This window comes from Aquirufa sp. OSTEICH-129A (genome assembly GCF_054558355.1).
This window is the reverse complement of the sequence record NZ_JBPXKC010000001.1, coordinates 842644-859927: the sequence shown is the minus strand read 5'-3', so window position 1 is coordinate 859927 and position 17284 is coordinate 842644. Positions and strand designations below refer to the sequence as shown.

The following is a 17284-nucleotide window of genomic DNA, read 5'->3' as shown; positions in this document are numbered from 1 at the left end:
ACTATTTTTTATGATTTCTTGGATTGAAATTCCGATTATTTCTGAAGTTTTTTCTATAATTATTTCCGCCACGGTTATTGTTTGATCCGTTTGGATATTCTGGAGCATTGTAGGCATTTCGAGCATTATTGGCCACTTTGGCATGCCCTAATCCTTCTTGTGATAATTCGTCAACGATTGATCCTAACAAGTTTTCAGACATTTCTTTGATGTTTTGCCAAATAACTTGGTCATCCACCGTGTCTTTATTCCAGGTTACATAAAAGCCTTTCATTAAGCGAGCTATGTAGGCCACTAAAATCTTTTTATCTTCTATTTTTTCTTCGGCAATGGCCCGTAGAATCAATAATTCCACATTACGTCCGTAGTGTTTGAACTTTAAGTGATGTTGGTTATAATTCACTTTTTTGGGTGCTTTACCAACAGATTCTGGTGATGGAGGTGGATAAGGGCCTTGTACGTCTAACTGAAAGTTGGACATAATATACAAATCATCCCAAAGCTTTTTGGAATAGTCTTGGCTGTTATCCTTCATGCCTGGATGAATCTGTTTCATGAGTTCAATCATGAGAAAGGCATATTTGGTTCTTTTCTCACGATCCTGAATCGTCAGAATGTAGTTGACCAATTTTTGTACACTAGACCCGTATTCTTTCATAATGTTGTGTCAATCTTAATTACTAAAAACCAATCGCATCCAAAGATGTGGAAAGGAAATAAGGCAAAATACAAAAGCCGCCCAAATAGCCATCACCAAAACAGCTCCTGCTGCAAAATCTTTTGCTTTCTTAGCCAAAGCATGGTGTTCAGGAGCTACAATATCGGTAATCTTTTCTAAGGCTGAATTTATCAATTCTGCCATCCATACTCCTGCAATGGCTAAACTTATCCAAAGCCATTCTATCGCCATGAAGCCGACATTGATACCTACCACAACAACTAAGATAGTCGATGCTAGGTGAATTTTTGCGTTATTTTCTTCCTTGATCAAGGTGATAATTCCTGACCAAGCAATGGAAATACTGCGAAAAGCTTTGGATAGGTTGAACATATTAAAATTCTGCTGATTTAGGAGTTCTTGGGAATGGAATAACGTCTCGTATATTACTCATTCCTGTTACAAACAAGACCAAACGCTCAAAACCTAGTCCAAAACCGGCATGGGGAGCAGAACCAAATTGTCTGGTTTGCAAATACCACCAAATGGAATCTTCTTCAATTCCCACCTCTTTCGTTCGCTGAAGAAGTTTTTCGTAGTTATCTTCCCTTTGAGATCCTCCAATAATTTCTCCAATTCCCGGAAACAAAACGTCCATGGCTCGTACCGTTTTGCCGTCATCTTCTAATTTCATGTAGAATGCTTTGATGTCTTTAGGGTAATGGGTTAAAATGACAGGTTTCTTAAAATGTTTTTCTACCAAATAACGCTCATGTTCACTTTGCAAGTCGATTCCCCAAGCTACTGGATAGTTAAATTTACCTTGCTTGTGTGGCTTAGATTGCAATAAAATATCAATAGCTTCCGTATAGGTTAATCTTTCAAATGTATTTTCAGAAACAAATCTTAATTTCTCAGAAAGAGTCATTTCCGATTGTTCTTCTTTTTTCTTCATTTTTTCCTCCTCCAACAAGCGTTTTTCAAGGAAGGCAATATCATCCGCACAATTTTCTAATGCATAACTGATTAGGCTTTTGGTGAAATCCTCTGCCAAATTCATATTATCAGTAAGCTCAAAAAAGGCCATTTCCGGTTCCACCATCCAAAACTCAGCTAGGTGCCTAGTGGTGTTGGAATTTTCTGCCCGAAAAGTAGGACCGAAGGTGTAAATTTTTGACAAAGCCATTGCCCCTAATTCTCCCTCTAATTGGCCCGAAACGGTCAAATTAGTCTCTTTCCCAAAAAAGTCTTCCTTATAATCTACTTTTCCGTCCTCTGTTAGGGGAGGGTTGATGGCAGGCAATGTAGTGACACGGAACATTTCACCGGCTCCTTCCGCATCAGACCCAGTTATAATAGGTGTATGCAAGTAGAAGAAACCATGGTCGTTAAAATATTGATGTATAGCAAAGGCTAAGGCATGACGAATACGCAAAATTGCCGAGAAAGTATTGGTTCTAGGGCGAAGATGAGCAATCTCCCGCAAGAATTCTAAAGAGTGTTTCTTGGGTTGTAAAGGGTATTTTTCAGGATCTGCAGTACCATAAACCTGGATGGCAGAAACTTGAACTTCCACAGATTGACCTTGTCCTTGGGAAGGAATTAATATACCTGTTACGGCAATGCATGAGCCTGTAGTAACTAATTTTAACGTTTCTTCCGAAACGGCACCATCAGATACAACGGCCTGAATATTATGAATCGTAGAACCATCGTTCATCGCGATGAATGCTACGGAAGAGGATACACGTTTGGTACGAACCCATCCTTTGACCGTGACTGTTTGTTGGCTCGGGGATTGGAGAAGTAATTCTTTAATTTGCATATAAATAAATGGTCAAATGGCCCCCATTTGGGGCAAACTAGTCTCAAAATTACGTACAAAAAACGGAATAATTTTATTTATTTGTGAATTACCAGTATTTTTAAAAACAGGCCGTCAAATCGACGTATATTTGTTTATTAGATTAAAGATATGCAGGGATTATCCATCAAAATTTCTCAGCAACAGCGGCTTTCTCCACAACAAATTCAGTTTGTTAAATTGCTTCAAATACCTACGGCTGAGCTAGCTGCCAGGATAGAAGAGGAATTGGAGGAAAATCCAGCTCTGGAGGAAGGATTAGAAATAAAGGATTCAGATGAATTTGATGAAAAAGAGCGGGAGACTGTTGAGGATTTAGAGCGTGAAGAATTAGAAATAGGGGATTATTTGCAAGATGACTATGCCGGTTATAAAATGGCTGGAGATTCTTATGATTCCAATGAGGAAACGAAAGAGAGGCCGATGGCCACAGTTTCCAGTGCGGAGGATTATTTATTGATGCAAATAGGTTTCGTTTTGAAAAATGAGCGAGAGGAAATTATAGCTCATCAGTTAATAGGTTCTTTGGAGGAAGACGGCTATTTGCGAAGGAATGTTGAAAGTATTGTCAATGATTTGGCATTTACTCAAGGTTTTACCACCGATTTTGAAGAGGTAGAAAGTGTTTTGAAGAAAATCCAAGCTTTAGATCCTGCTGGGATTGGAGCTCGGGATTTACAGGAATGTTTGTCGATACAATTGCACCGTCGAGAATCGGATCATCCGACTTGTTTGTTAGCCATTCGGTTAATAGATGAGTTTTTTGATGAATTTTCTAAGAAGCATTTTACGCAGCTACAGCAAAAAATTGGAATAGATGAAGTTGACCTTAAAAAAGCGATCAACCTGATAAAGCGATTGAACCCTAAACCGGGAGGCTCAGAAGGGGGTAATTTAGCCCCATATTTACAACCGGATTTTGTGGTCACCAACCAGCATGGGAAATTGGATATCAAGTTGAATGGTAAAAACGCTCCTGAATTAAGGGTAAGTAAGTCATTTCAAGAGATGCTGCAAACCTATGATCAAGGAAATAAGCAGCAAAGAGAAATTAAGGAGGCGGTTACTTTTATCAAACATAAATTGGATGCTGCTTCATGGTTTATTCAAGCAATACAACAAAGACAAGGAACTTTATTGAAAACCATGCATAGCATTGTGGCCCAGCAATATGAATTTTTCTTGACCGGAGATGATTCATCTTTGAAACCTATGAAGATGAAAGATATTGCGGCTTTGATTGAAATGGATGTTTCTACGATATCTCGTGTAGTTTCCGCCAAATCGGTGCAAACGGATTTTGGAATTTATCCTTTGAAATATTTCTTCTCAGAAGGAATCACCCATGAGTCAGGAGAGGATATATCTACTAGGGAAGTCAAAAATATATTAAAGGAAATCATCGAGCAAGAGCCGGCCCATGAGCCATATCCAGATGAAACCTTGGAATTGTTGTTAGCTGAAAAAGGTTTTGTGGTAAAGCGGCGAACCGTGGCAAAATATCGGGAGCAATTGGGAATACCGGTGGCAAGATTAAGGAAGAAATTATAGTATACTTGGGTCATTTTTATTCATTCAACTAATATTAATAGGATGTCGCATTACCAATTTCTTAAACTATCTGATGTGAATGGTGTTTGGACTATTCATTTAAATCGGCCTGAGGTTTACAATGCATTGCATGCAGGTTTAATTCATGAGATTCGGGATGTGGCAGAAAGGGCCAAAGCTTCTGATTCTGCTAGGGTGCTTATTATAAGCGGAGAAGGGAAGGCCTTTTGTTCGGGTGCCGATTTAAAATCAGGGACGAGCGATTCGGATTTGGCGGCAGTTTTGAGATCGACTTATAATCCGATGATATTGGCATTGCGAGGATTAGATAAGCCAGTTATTGGCGCGATCAATGGCCCAGCTGCGGGGGCAGGATGTTCTTTAGCCTTGGCTTGTGATTATATCATTGCGAAGGAAGGAGCTTATTTTGCTGAACTGTTTGTACAGATAGGTTTAACCTTAGATGCGGGCAGTACAGCATTTTTGATGCAATCCTTAGGATATCACAAGGCCTTTGAATTAGCAGCAACAGCAAGAAAAATTAGTGCGGAAGAAGCCAAATCCTTGGGTTTGGTATCTGAGGTGGTTAAGGAGGAAAATTGGGACCAACGAGTAATTTCGCTGGGAGAAGAATTTGCCCGTCGACCTACTTTGGCATTGGCCTTAATGAAAAGGGAATTGCAAAAGGCTCATCATCAGGACTTAGCAACTATTTTAGAAATGGAAGCTGAAGCTCAAAGAGAAGCGGGTTATTCCAAAGATTTCCAAGAAGGGGTAAAATCCTTTTTAGAAAAACGAGCTCCTCGTTTTATTGGGAAGTAAAATTGGAATAAAATTCATTTTTTTTCAACAAGGTCTTTTCATATTCCCAAAGAAATTCTACCTTTGCAGTCCCGAATGGGAATTGGTTGCGTAGCTCAATTGGATAGAGCATCTCACTACGGATGAGAAGGTTTGGGGTTCGAATCCCTACGCGACCACACTTAGATGAATCAAAAGCCTGTAAACGTATTTACAGGCTTTTTTTATTTATAGGTAAAAATTAACATAGCGTATTGTTATTTTCTTGAATCTTGGGTTTTGGGTTTACATCCATTATTAAATTTTGATTTTTAGATAATTCGCCTTTATAAATTTGGTAATGACTAGCTTAAACCTATTATCCTTCTGTAAAAAATAAGTCAAAATGTATTTTTGATGACAAAAATCAGTAACTAAAATTAGTCTAAACAAAGATTGTCACCTAAATTTGACAATTATTGCTTTGGTAATTTGAAAAGGGGTTTATACTCCGTGTTCTTTATTAGCGTTTAATATGTCTTTCCAGTATTTGGATCCGACATTTTATAAAAGAATTGCAAATTCACCTGTTGTTCTAGCTTAATTTTTTTGATTTAATTTGGAATGATTTTTCATCATGATGAAGCATTTATGCCCCATTGCTTCACATGATGATTAAACAATAAAATAAAATTATAACAATTTTGCATTTTATGGATGGCATGTTGATCTTCTTGGTCCTTTTCAAACTAGTGGTTTCACTGGTATTGGCTGTCTTTAATTTTAGGGTCAACCGAAATACGATTTATTTGTCTGGCGTATTGGTTGTGATTGCACTTTTTGGATTACTACATTATAGTATTTTTGCTAGCAATTCCCCTACCATGTTGATTTTCATGGGGGTGTATAGTATTCCTACCTATTATTTAGTAGGTCCATTTTTATATTTCTACTTCCGTAGTACCTTGTTAGATAATTCCAAAATTTATCCAATAGATTACCTACATTATTTACCCTTTTTCATTGCCCTGATTAACGTATTTCCCAGTTTTTTACGCCCATGGAGTGAAGCATTAGAATTGGCAAATGCTATATTAGCTGATCCCAATTATCTGAAAAATTTAAATCTGGGTTGGTTATATCCAAGTAATTTCAATATGATTGGAAGACCCATTGTTATGTTGGTTTATATCATTATTATCATCAAAATGTACCGTGAGCATAGCAATGAGTTATACCGAAATGCGTTGCCGGATAGCCATCGTATATTAATGAAAAAGTGGTTAATCCTACTTTTGACGGTAGTTACCTTCGCTGCATTGAGTTACCTGGCGGGAGCATTAGTCTTTATGAATACGCCTAATGTTCCAAAGCAAACAGTCATGCATTCACCGCTGACTTTAATTGTCATGATTGCCTTCCTGATGATTCCTTTACTTATTGTCATTTTTCCTCAGGTATTATATGGAATTCCGATTGTCAAAAAGAAAAGGAAATCATTTGATCATTTTTTGAATGCCGCAGAAATATACAAATATGTCAATAAATCTGACGATCCGCTTAAAGAGGATGCGATTCGCATATTAGATAGCATCCATGATGAGAAATGGTATTTGGACCCAGAATTTAATGTGGATATGTTGGCTTCTAAACTAGACCTTCCCAAACACCACATTTATTATTGCTTTAATTACATCATCAAATCTAAGTTCACTTCATTGCGTAGCCAACTGCGTATTGAATATGCCAAAAGCTTATTAAAGAACGATAAAGAGATGGACTTGGATTTAGTGGCCCAGCAGTCGGGCTACAGTTCTGTTCAAAGCCTAAACCGCGCCTTTGTTGAAGAGGAGGGTATTAATGTGTATGATTATGTAACTAAAATTAAAAAAAGATAGTTTCGGGCTTTTTAGAGCCTTTTTAGATATTTAGAGTGCCATACTGTTGTTTCTATTATTACTAATTTAAATCTGATAAAATGAAAAAAATTATCCACTAAAGACCTAAGAGGTCTTATTATTTGACCTAAAATGTTGCCTGTAAGTTTACCAACCACAAAAAAAAGACAAACCACTAGTAAATGTTTTATCTGGCTCTTTGCCTGCTGTATTTCTTATTTTAGTCTAGCGCAAGAAACCAATCAATTGTATAAGCATGCCATTGGTTACAAGTACACCACCTTATGCCAAGGTATCACCTTTCGAATGAAGGTAGCGGATGCTGCACAATTAGAAGCCTTTGCTGGACCTATTGAAAATGATCCCAATAAGCGAACTTCTGTTTTAGGTGTACGTTATTTACATACATTTCTTCAAGAAAGAGATTTTCCAATCAATCCCTATATTTTCATAGGTTTTGGATATGCACAAAGTGAAATCAAACACATCGCTTGCAAAATGAAAGATCCCAGCGATTTATTTAATCTTTACGGCTATAGTGCAGGCATTGGGATGGAGCTAAAAGTGACGGATCGGATTTCTTTAAATGCTGAAGCGGCTAGAATGACCTTATTCAATTCGACTCCCAAGGGCCCCAATTTGGATGGTATTTCCTTAAATTTTGGTATAAATTATTCCTTTGGGGGTATATTTTAATTTATTAGTTATACGTTTGAGTTTAATGATTTTTTTTAGATTTGCGACCCCTCAAATGGGTGTTTAAAAGGCAATATGATTACTTGCTCCCTGTAAATTTTTCAATCAATTCATTTACATCTCGCGAAGGATATTTTCTTAATTTTAAATCAGATTGTAATTGGTTTTTAAATTTTGGGTGTAATAGTTAAACCCATTTTTTCTGTAGCTTTGGGTATTTTCTATAGTCAAGTATTAAAAAAATAATTGCATATGGGGGCTAAGTTATTTGCCAAATTGTAATTTTGTCTTTCACCATGAATCGATTTCTTGCCATACTTTTATTGATTGCCCTTCAATTGCCTCTGATGAGTCAATGGGCATCTGTGGCATATTATCAAGTAAATCGAAATTATATTGCTAAAAATCTTTGTGAAAATCGGGATAAGCCTAAGTTGAATTGCAACGGTCAATGTTATTTGGCTAAAAAATTAAAGGCTGCCGAAGATAAAGAGCAAAAAACGAATTCAGAGCGTTTGGAAAAAATGCCTGAAATTCAACTAGCTTGTGAACAAGTACCCATGCTAGCTTTTCATCCTTCCTTGATTGATTTTTCAGAAGATCATTTTGTGCAAGACCAAATGCTTGCTCAGTCCTCCATTCATTTACCATTTCACCCCCCTAAGTATAGCTAATTTCTGGAACCATTAGGCTTGATGAAAACCGTCAAGCGTATTTTCTCATGTAAATTAGTTTAAAATGAAAGCGATGATTATCGCGCTATTTTGCTTGCTCTCTTTAGCAAGTAATGCGCAAGTATATACCTATAAAATTCTCCATGCAAGTACCCAGGAACCCATCATTGGTGCTTCATTGACACATTCTAACAAAATAATTGCCCTAAGTAACGAGAGGGGCGAGTTTGTGGTAAAAGCCATTTTAGCCAATGAAGAATATATTATTTCCTCATTAGGTTTTCAAGCTGTCCGATTAAAAGGAAAGGAATTCAATCCCGTCATACAATTGCAAGAAGCATCCTTGGATTTAGCTACGGTGGTCGTGACAGCCTCTAGGCAAGCCGCTGTAAGAACGGAAACACCCGTGGCCATCCATAAGATAAGCGCTACTTTACTGCAAGATACCAAAGCCATTCAGTTGACGGAAATCATCAATAAAGTTCCTGGGGTCATCATGTTAAATTATAATAACGAACAGCATGCCATGGGTATTCGTCAGCCATTTGGGACCTCACCCTATTTTTTATACATGGAAGATGGACTTCCTTTACGTCCATTGGGAGTTTTTAATCACAATGCGCTGATAGAAACTAATTTACAAGGTCTAAATTCGGTAGAAGTGATTAAAGGTCCCGCCTCTTCTTTGTATGGACCTGAAGCTGTTGGAGGAGCAATCAACTTGATTAGCAAAATGGCCCCTGGAATTCCTACCGCATCCATTGGTTTTCAAGCGGATGAGTGGGGTTATGCTCGAACTCAATTCACAGCGGGGGGGCCTTTGAGTAAAAAATGGGCTTTGATGACAGGTGGCTATATAGCCCGACAAAAAAATGCGTGGGCTTCCAATTCCGATTTTGATAAGTCCTCGATCAATGTTCGTTTAGACTTTCAAATTTCTCCCAAGACCAAAGTTTGGTCTTCATTTGCCTACAATGATTATTTCTCCCAAACTGGAGGGAATATTGATAGTGTTGGATTTTATTCCAGGACTTACCAAAGTCCGGCTAATTTTACATACAGAAGTTCTTTCTCCTCACGCTCTCGAATAACATTGGAGCACAAAGGTGCCAATAATTCATTGTCAAGTTTGACTGCATTTTATCGGGAAAATTCATTAGGCCAAAACCCAGCTTACAGTATTTCTTGGACAGGCCCTTCCACTTCGGCATCTGGACAAATTAATTCCAATGATTTTACCAGTTTAGGAATTATGGGACAGCATAGTCGACCATTTTCTTGGTTGAATTCTAAATTGATTTTAGGCTTTCTTCTGGATCGCTCTCCAAACAGCTATTGGGCTTATCGAATTAATTTAAAGGCAACACTTCGTCCAGATAAAAAGTCGGTAGAAAAATATGAAATAGCCTCAATTTTGCCTAACTCATATTTGTCTAATTACCAGGCAGTTATTTGGAATAAAGCCGTATATGCTCAATGGGATATTCATCCCCTAGAAGCATTACGAATTTCCCTCGGTGGCCGATTGGATGATATGTCCTTTGATTATACCAATTATATCGACCAAAGTATAGGGACCAAATCCTACACGCAGTTTTCTCCAAAAATAGGTATGACCTATGAGGCTAATCAACAAGTGGGATTTTATGCCAATTATTCCAAAGGTTTCTCACCTCCAGCCTTATCAGCTGTATTTAGGGCCCGCCCAGCTACACAAGCTATTGCTACTGGGGAAAAATTTTATTTAAGTATAGAACCTGCAGTTTTTGATAATTATGAAGTAGGAGGCTGGGCTTCTTTATTTCAATCTAAGTTGTTTTTAGACTATTCCATTTATCGCCTGAACGGCCAAAATGAATTATTAGGTATTCGCCAACCTGATAATTCGACTGATTATCAAAGTGCAGGAAAAACCTTGCATGAAGGGATTGAATATGCGATTTCCTATCGGCCAGATTCTCAATGGAATTTCCGATTTGGTGGCACGAATGCCCGACATATTTTTGTGGATTTTGTCCTAAGTCAGAAAACCGGTGATGCCTTAAAAAATGTCAATAATAAAGAAATGTCGCAAGCACCACATTTTATTGCCAATGCGGAGATTAGCTATAAACCCAATTGGTTAAAAGGAGCAAGGTTAGCTTTAGAATGGCAAAGAATTAGTTCATGGTATCAAAATCAAGTGAACACGGTTTCTTATTCGGATGCTGGTTTTGGAGGATTATTGGGTGTTTCTGTATTAAATCTTCGCTTGGGGTATCAATGGCATGCCTATCAGGTATTCATGAATGTTATGAACCTAAGCAATGAATTATATGCTAATTCTGCTAGTCGAGGCAATAATTATTCCGATAAAAGTACCTATACACCTGCTGCCCCTAGGACCATCAATCTTGGTTTGCAAGTAGATGTTTTTCAATTGTTTAAATCGAAATAATTATGAAATATTCTTTTCTTTTGAGCTTTATTTTGTTGGCATTTGTGGGTATAGGTCAACAAATCTCAGATCCTAAACGTATGGCAATGGATCCTTCTTTTACTAGCCAACAAAATGGAAATTTAGTGCTCTCCTGGGTTGAGAAGCAGGGAGATAGCACCTTGTTTTTTCGAAAAGTATGGGATAAATCCCGTAAAACTTGGTGGGCTAGTGAATCCATTCCCATTCACCCTCAAGCATCTACGCATGCGGAAGGGATGCCCAAACTGTCCTACAAGTCGGATGGAACTTGCGTATTATTATTTGAAGTAAACAAGCCCAGTGAGAAAACACGTTTTAGCGGAGATTTGTATTATGCCATGGAGTATCAAGGTAAGTGGACAAAAGCACAAACCATACATCGTGATACTTCGGCTGGATTGAGTCATTCTTTTGGAAAAATATTTCCATTAGCCAATGGCCAAGTGGGAGCACTATGGCTAGATGTAAAACTTGGACCTAAAGGAAGAACCTTGGTCTATGCTGAGACTTCAGCAGCCAAGGGTTTTGGGGAAATGCGAGTTTTGGATAAACAAACCTGTGAATGTTGTCGGATTGATGCCCTAGCAGATGCCAAAGGGAATATTGATCTTATTTATCGCGATTTAAATGATCAAGGCGAAAGGGACATGGCCTATATTCATTCTTCTGATTTTGGTCAGTCATTTTCTACCCCGGTAACTTGGATGGCAGATCATTGGCAAGTGAATGCCTGTCCACATGCAGGCCCAAGTTTAGTTCGAGGTCCACATGGCCTAGAAGCTACATGGTATACCGGAGCAAGTACTGGATCGGGAATAAAGTGGGCTTATCAATATAAAAAGGAATTGATTCTGCATTTGAAAGGAGATAAATATCGACAAGCACAATTGGCTAGCAATCCACATGGAGAAGTGGCTTTGGTATACGCACAGATAAAACAGGAAGGTGAGCGATATTTTAAGCAAATAGGAATGTATGTCAAAAATAAGCAAGGAAAATTACGGCACCAGTGGGTTTCAAATCCATTGGCTGATTGTTCCTATCCCACTATACAATGGAATGGTGAATCTTGGATGTTGGCCTATGAATCATGGCAAGGAGAGGAGCGGGTGATTGTTGTGAAGGAATTTAAATAATAGGATTTTTGCAAAATAAAAGCCCCAGTAAACACTGGGGCTTTGTTTGATTTTTGTTGATGAAAAGTTTAATAAGTAAAGCGAAGCGTTACGCCATAGGTAGCTGGGTCACCTAAAACGGCAGCATAATGACCTGCACTTCCTGCCGCTGGTAATAATTGCTCAAAATAATCTCGATCAAGAATGTTTCTACCCCACAGTAAAACTGAGAAACCATTGGAAGCACGGAATCCTATTCTTCCATTGACAATGTTATATCCTGCAATGTTTAGGTATTGAGAAGGTGAGGCACTTGAAGAAAAGGTGGAGCGAGCATAGGTATCTAATCCTATGAAATAATTACCTTTTAGCGATAAGAACTTTCCAGATTGTATGTATTCTCCGCTCAATGAACCTGCCCATTTGGAGATACCTGGTAATGTCCCTCCAGATACTTCTTTGAAAGCAGATGTACCACCGGTTTCTTCTAAAGGTACAGGTGCATTTTTGAATGATACGTATATACCATCTGTATAAGATAGTGCACCTGTAAAGGATAAATGATTATTTAAACGAATGCTACCATCAATCTCTATACCTTTCACCCGAACTTTTTCCGCATTGGCCAAATAACCTCTGTTTACCCCAACTTCCGCGGTTTGAACTTGGGTTTGATAATCCTTAATGTCAGTATTAAATATCGTAATATTTAAATTGGATTGAGCACTTGGCTTAGTTTTTAGGCCTAATTCATAGTGAGTTACATATTCTGGGTTGACTCTAGCTAAATCTATTAGCACAGCTCCGTTGGCAGTCGGTAGTCCACCTAAGTTTACTCCCACGGGCTTGTAGCTATTGGAAATTGTTCCAAATAAGTTCAAGGATTTACTAGGTTTGTATGCCAAAGTAACTTGTCCTGAAAAATTATTTTCATTCACACTGAAATTAAAAGCTTGGTTGGTATATAAACCATTTTTCAAGGCGACTAAAGCTGGGTCGCTTGTCTGTAAGCCACCATAAGTCTCTCTTTTGTAATCCACATCTTTTTTATCGTAGTTAAAACGAATACCGGGTAAGACGTGCAATTTGTCAGTAATCTTCCAATCAATTTGACTAAATACTGCTGCACCTAATGTATGTAGTCTGGAGGTAGTTTTAGTACCAAAACCATCAAATAAACCAGGTGTTTTCCAAAGTGGGGAAGTGGAGCTTTGAGCGAATCGCCACTGAGCAGAACCAGATTCTTCCGTTTGAACCGGATCAGAGGTTAAGATTTGATCAATTAAGAATACACCAAAAACACCACTTAGTCTTTCAGAAAACTGGCCCGCATAGCGAATTTCTTGAGTCCATTGGTCGTGTCTTGAATTTCCTTGTGATTTAGTTAACACGGGTAGGCCTATGAAATCCCGGTCGTTGGATGGATCCCAAATCCAATAGCGCCAAGCCGAAGTTGAGGTTAGGGTACCTTTCCCGATTTTAGCATCAACGTTAATGGAAGCACCACCAAAATCATTGTTTACCCTCCAAGGGGAATCGGCATCTGTTATTCGATCAAAAGGATTATTGCTTGGTAATTTATAGCCTAAATCTGAAATGATGGAGTTGAATTGGCGGTATGCAGCACGTTTGGTTGGAACTACCCCAGCTACCAAGGTTGCATTGCCATCGGGTCTTTGGCGGGCATTATCACCAGCAAATGTGATGTTTACATTTTCTGAGGGAGTGTATAATAATTGGGCTCTGAATCCTACATTATTAAGGGTATTGGTCGGTTTCAAGGTGGTCAAATTGAAAATAGTACCATCTCTTTGTGTTCCTGAAAAGGAAACGCGAGCAGCCAATTTTTTACTTATTGGGCCAGTAACGGATGTTTTAACTTGGATATAATTTAAGTTACCGTAGCTAGCCTCAAAACTAGCACCTGGGGTAAAACTTGGAGTTCTAGTCGTGATGTTAAAAGCTCCTGCTGTAGTGTTTTTGCCAAATAAAGTTCCTTGTGGTCCACGCAATACTTCAATCCGATCCACATCCACAAAGTCAATGACCGTAGCTGCTGGACGAGCATAGTAAACTCCGTCTACATAAAATCCAACACCTGGGTCAATACCATCATTGGTTAGGCCAAAGGAAGAACCGAGTCCACGAATATTTAAGGTTGTATTTCGTCCATTGGATGAATATAACTGGACTGAAGGAATCAATTCTTTTAATCGATTTGGATTAAATGCACCTGCATCCTCGGCAACAGCCCCGCGGATGACTGAGATGGGAATGGGAATTTCTTGAATGGATTCTTGACGTCTTCTTGAAGTTACCACGACATCCCCTAATTCATTCGTGCTTTCTTCAATGGAAATTTCCACTTTGTTGCTGTTGATGATGACCTCCTTCTTTTGATAGCCTACATAAGAAACAATCAACGTAAATGGTAGTTTTTGGCCAGTTATAAGGGTGAATTCTCCATTGGCATCTGTCGAAGACCCGTTGGTTGTACCTTTAATAACAACAGAAGCTCCGATGATAAATTCATTTGTTTTAGCATCAATGACCTTGCCAGAAACTTTGGCATTAATGGTTGGTTTATCTTGGGCGGAAGTGAGGCTCGGCAAAAGAATGGCTGCTATTAGTAAAAATAAGGCGGAAATTTGTTTCATGAGATGGTCGTTATGGGTTAAGATGTTAGTTATGTAATTAAATCTATGTATTAAGTATACTAATTGGTTTAAAAAAATCTCAGATGTATGTCTGAGGGGCTATTGTTTTCAATTATGCATGCAAAGTAAATACATTATCCTATTTAGTATACCTTTTTAGTATAGTATTTGTAAAAGTTCTTTAATATTTCAAATTCCAACTAAATAAAGTGAAATTTTTGACAAGACTTTTTGAACTAAATAAGTAGAAATGGAATAGGCAATAAGCCAATATTGAAACTGGGGGGATGATTAAAGTCCTATGTTTTTCATCAATTGATAAACTCCGCCCATAATTTTTTCTTCCACCGTATCGGTAAAAGGACCGGGCCACCCATAATATATCATACTGGATTCTGATTCATAGCCACCCTCTTGTAGAACTCTCTTTGAGGGTATGTAGCACATTACTTCATGGCTATAACCTGCCACAAAAATATCGTGCTGAGCGAATTCTTTTTTGATTCTCAAGGAATAATCCACTACAACTTCTCCTGCCAATGCCACCAAAGTAAATTCTTTTCCAATTCGGAGGGCCTGTATGGGATATTGATATTGTTGAATGTTCCAGCCCTTATTTATCGCCTCCAGCATTAATTTAGCCCTTCTTTGTTTAAATATATCGTCCCCTACAAGTTCCTTTTGGTAAACGCTGATGTTCACCTTTTGAAAATCTAGGCTTACTAGTTGCGTATCATAGCGTAGAGAATTTCCTAGGGGTTTTAAGGGTTTTTGTAGGACGTTTTGAACCGTCTCGGCTAATTTTTTACCGTGCTTCTCTGCCAAGGTGATAGTCCCTCTTGGCTCAGGATTTTGATCACCAGCACAACCTAGTATGAACATGGCCAAGGCTCCAGGATATTTTTTTTCTATTTCAATTTGAGCAAATCCTGCATAATCTCCATTGACTAAATAATTGTCGCCTTGTACCGTGGTGTTATGGCAAGCATAAGCCACCAGAACGGCTTTAATTTGCCCTTTTAAATCGCTTACTTGAATCACAGGTACATCATGGTCAACCGGGCCAGGCAAGTCCTGTCCTAGTTTAGAGGCGGCAAGTTGTCGACGGTTTATCGCAAAATCTGCCTGACCATGCCCCATGGATAATTTCATTTTTTCTTTCTTCGCGATGGATTCTTCGGCTAAATCCACCAGCTTATCAATTAAACCTAAGGTATAGTTGGATACGCTTTTTTGCTCTTCCAAATGATAATCAGCTATACCACTTAATGCCGGCCAAATCATTGGTCCAGAATGAGTATGAGATGAATTGATGATGATTTGTTTTTGACTTAGACCATATTTTTCTTCCAATTGCTGAACGATACCTTGATGTACCTCTCGACTGAGTCCCAATAAATCCGTGCTGATGATGATGGCTTTTTCCTTGGGGGAACTTTCTAAATAGATAGCTTTAGCCCAAAGATCATGGACAATACCCGTAGCAGGGGTGGTTCTGCTGGCATAACCGGTAAGCCAAATAGGAGAACTTGGCGTGATGCTTTTTTTTGCCAAACCAACGAACATATCTTGCCCCATGGTCTTCATTTCCATAAGTAGCATGAAAATCAGAAAGGATAATTTCAAGGTATTTTTCATAGTTTTTGTCCGATTTGGGGAGCATTTATTTGAATGAGATCACAGCGAATTTGGCCATTTTCTGAAATTCTTGCTAGGGCATAAATCTTGCCCTCAAAATCGATGGCAATGGAATTGACATATTGAGGCCAATTTCCATCTTCATAAAAAATGGGACCATGATCTTGATAATCTTGAGTGGGAATGTGGTAGCTGACCAGATGCAAATATTCCAAACCTTTGGCCGCCCCTTTGGCAATCGTTTTTTCACCTTCTAATCGTTTGCCATCTTGGTAAATGGGGCCTCCTGTTAAATAATACAAGGTTTCTTGATCGGGACCCAATTGGAATCCTAAATATCCATAACTAAACTGATCGAACATTCCTGATCTTTTGGAAGCTAAAGAAGTGATTCGATCTAGTACTTCTATTTGTTGTTTTATAGGATCAAATCGGAATAAATATCCCGAATTTCCATGCACGCCATAGGCCACTTGTTCGGGTTCATACCAACAAATTTGTCGCCAATTATAGCTCATACTTCCCGGATAGGTAGGATTGTATTGACCAAAATAATCTAATCGTAAATGAGCCTGTTCTATTACAATTAGCTGCTTTGATTCGGGCTTAATTTGATATATATCACCTTCGGCCGTGGAAAAATAGGCTATTCCGCTTGAAGGATGCACAAATAATGAACGGCACAGAGATCTAAAATCATCGCCTGGTGTTCCAGCTTCACCTAGTCCTGCTACAGAAGGATAAAGATGTAATTGACGATGTTTTACATCAAATTGAAAAATTTTCCCTGTGGGCCAAGTGATACCAAAGAGCATCCCTCTTATTGTATCCATGGTCATGGAAACACAGCCTTCGCCATCTGGAAGAATAGCTAGATCTTCAAATTTACCAGAGCCAAGATCATAGCTGAGCAAATGGCCACCAGGGTATAAAGCATAATTATTAGGGGCTTCAATGGGCAATCGATCCATGCCATCAATCAATTGATAATAACCCACATGAGTGGCAAAATAGAGTTTCTTGTCATATTCATAGAAACTCACATGACTTTTACCTTGTGGGATATGTGGAAAATGTCCTTCATCACAAATGGTATTTAAGTCGGCCAAATGGGTGATTTGATTCGTTTTTGGATCGAATTCAAACATTTGTCCAGCGGCCTCCAATTGATCAGAGGAAAGAACGTAATAAATTCGACCATTGGATGCTAATGAAATGGCATTATAACTATCATGAGCTAATGAAAAACCCGAATTAAATGCTTTAGCTTGCAATGAATGAGATGGAATTGGCAT

General features: G+C 38.5%; 13 protein-coding genes and 1 tRNA gene. 8 read left to right on the top strand and 6 right to left on the bottom strand.

Translation table 11 applies throughout. The annotated features are described in order from the left end of the window. Window position 1: 1 nt before the first annotated feature. From SKC36_RS03815 to asnS, 3 genes are read right to left on the bottom strand one after another with little or no spacing between them, the layout of a single operon-like run. Window positions 2-658: a DUF4290 domain-containing protein gene (locus tag SKC36_RS03815; protein WP_459453200.1), complete on the bottom strand. Its 657-nt coding sequence runs from the start codon at window positions 656-658 to the stop codon at window positions 2-4. A 15-nt stretch (window positions 659-673) separates the two neighbouring features. Continuing rightward, a complete protein-coding gene (locus SKC36_RS03810) occupies window positions 674-1051 on the bottom strand; it encodes a diacylglycerol kinase family protein (RefSeq protein WP_459453199.1) in 378 nt (125 codons plus the stop codon). Window position 1052: 1 nt separating this feature from the next. Further along, window positions 1053-2483: an asparagine--tRNA ligase gene (gene asnS, locus SKC36_RS03805; RefSeq protein ID WP_459453198.1), complete on the bottom strand. Its 1431-nt coding sequence runs from the start codon at window positions 2481-2483 to the stop codon at window positions 1053-1055. A 150-nt stretch (window positions 2484-2633) separates the two neighbouring features. On the opposite strand from asnS, the gene rpoN reads away from it, so the two are divergent. The 8 genes from rpoN to SKC36_RS03765 all read left to right on the top strand — a co-directional run bounded on the left by rpoN (window position 2634) and on the right by SKC36_RS03765 (window position 11715). Then, the gene (gene rpoN / locus SKC36_RS03800; protein ID WP_459464695.1) at window positions 2634-4073 is read left to right on the top strand and encodes an RNA polymerase factor sigma-54; all 1440 of its coding nucleotides are present in this window, start codon (window positions 2634-2636) and stop codon (window positions 4071-4073) included. A gap of 42 nt (window positions 4074-4115) precedes the next feature. After that, on the top strand, window positions 4116-4895 hold the full coding sequence (locus tag SKC36_RS03795; RefSeq protein ID WP_459464693.1) for an enoyl-CoA hydratase/isomerase family protein: 780 nt from the start codon (window positions 4116-4118) through the stop codon (window positions 4893-4895). A gap of 84 nt (window positions 4896-4979) precedes the next feature. Further along, a tRNA-Arg gene (locus tag SKC36_RS03790) sits at window positions 4980-5053 on the top strand. 513 nt (window positions 5054-5566) lie between these two features. Then, a complete protein-coding gene (locus SKC36_RS03785; protein ID WP_459464691.1) occupies window positions 5567-6751 on the top strand; it encodes an AraC family transcriptional regulator in 1185 nt (394 codons plus the stop codon). Window positions 6752-6883: 132 nt separating this feature from the next. Beyond that, window positions 6884-7447, top strand: coding sequence for an outer membrane protein (locus SKC36_RS03780; RefSeq protein WP_459464689.1), 564 nt, complete (start codon window positions 6884-6886; stop codon window positions 7445-7447). A 296-nt stretch (window positions 7448-7743) separates the two neighbouring features. Next, window positions 7744-8121 carry a hypothetical protein gene (locus tag SKC36_RS03775; protein ID WP_459453193.1) on the top strand — a complete coding sequence of 126 codons (378 nt, stop codon included), beginning with the start codon at window positions 7744-7746 and terminating at the stop codon, window positions 8119-8121. A 64-nt stretch (window positions 8122-8185) separates the two neighbouring features. After that, window positions 8186-10558 carry a TonB-dependent receptor gene (locus SKC36_RS03770; protein ID WP_459464687.1) on the top strand — a complete coding sequence of 791 codons (2373 nt, stop codon included), beginning with the start codon at window positions 8186-8188 and terminating at the stop codon, window positions 10556-10558. Between the two features lie 2 nt (window positions 10559-10560). Beyond that, window positions 10561-11715 carry a hypothetical protein gene (locus SKC36_RS03765; RefSeq protein WP_459453191.1) on the top strand — a complete coding sequence of 385 codons (1155 nt, stop codon included), beginning with the start codon at window positions 10561-10563 and terminating at the stop codon, window positions 11713-11715. A 68-nt stretch (window positions 11716-11783) separates the two neighbouring features. Here SKC36_RS03765 and SKC36_RS03760 read toward each other — a convergent pair whose 3' ends face one another. From SKC36_RS03760 to SKC36_RS03750, 3 genes are all read right to left on the bottom strand, one after another. Beyond that, window positions 11784-14351, bottom strand: a complete 2568-nt coding sequence (locus tag SKC36_RS03760) for a TonB-dependent receptor (RefSeq protein ID WP_459464686.1) — start codon at window positions 14349-14351, stop codon at window positions 11784-11786. A 291-nt stretch (window positions 14352-14642) separates the two neighbouring features. Beyond that, complete coding sequence (locus SKC36_RS03755; RefSeq protein WP_459464685.1) at window positions 14643-15989, bottom strand: neutral/alkaline non-lysosomal ceramidase N-terminal domain-containing protein; 1347 nt, start codon at window positions 15987-15989, stop codon at window positions 14643-14645. Beyond that, window positions 15986-17284 (bottom strand): hypothetical protein, encoded by a 1299-nt coding sequence (locus SKC36_RS03750; RefSeq protein WP_459464683.1) that lies wholly within the window; start codon window positions 17282-17284, stop codon window positions 15986-15988. The genes SKC36_RS03755 and SKC36_RS03750 overlap by 4 nt, the downstream gene beginning before the upstream one ends.

Coding starts and splice junctions, on each gene's coding strand:
- SKC36_RS03775 (WP_459453193.1), top strand. CDS start 7,744: ATGAATCGATTTCTTGCCATACTTTTATTGATTGCCCTTCAATTGCCT.
- SKC36_RS03780 (WP_459464689.1), top strand. CDS start 6,884: ATGTTGCCTGTAAGTTTACCAACCACAAAAAAAAGACAAACCACTAGT.
- asnS (WP_459453198.1), bottom strand. CDS start 2,483: ATGCAAATTAAAGAATTACTTCTCCAATCCCCGAGCCAACAAACAGTC.
- SKC36_RS03755 (WP_459464685.1), bottom strand. CDS start 15,989: ATGAAAAATACCTTGAAATTATCCTTTCTGATTTTCATGCTACTTATG.
- SKC36_RS03810 (WP_459453199.1), bottom strand. CDS start 1,051: ATGTTCAACCTATCCAAAGCTTTTCGCAGTATTTCCATTGCTTGGTCA.
- SKC36_RS03785 (WP_459464691.1), top strand. CDS start 5,567: ATGGATGGCATGTTGATCTTCTTGGTCCTTTTCAAACTAGTGGTTTCA.
- SKC36_RS03770 (WP_459464687.1), top strand. CDS start 8,186: ATGAAAGCGATGATTATCGCGCTATTTTGCTTGCTCTCTTTAGCAAGT.
- SKC36_RS03760 (WP_459464686.1), bottom strand. CDS start 14,351: ATGAAACAAATTTCCGCCTTATTTTTACTAATAGCAGCCATTCTTTTG.
- rpoN (WP_459464695.1), top strand. CDS start 2,634: ATGCAGGGATTATCCATCAAAATTTCTCAGCAACAGCGGCTTTCTCCA.
- SKC36_RS03765 (WP_459453191.1), top strand. CDS start 10,561: ATGAAATATTCTTTTCTTTTGAGCTTTATTTTGTTGGCATTTGTGGGT.
- SKC36_RS03795 (WP_459464693.1), top strand. CDS start 4,116: ATGTCGCATTACCAATTTCTTAAACTATCTGATGTGAATGGTGTTTGG.
- SKC36_RS03750 (WP_459464683.1), bottom strand. CDS start 17,284: ATGCCAATTCCATCTCATTCATTGCAAGCTAAAGCATTTAATTCGGGT.
- SKC36_RS03815 (WP_459453200.1), bottom strand. CDS start 658: ATGAAAGAATACGGGTCTAGTGTACAAAAATTGGTCAACTACATTCTG.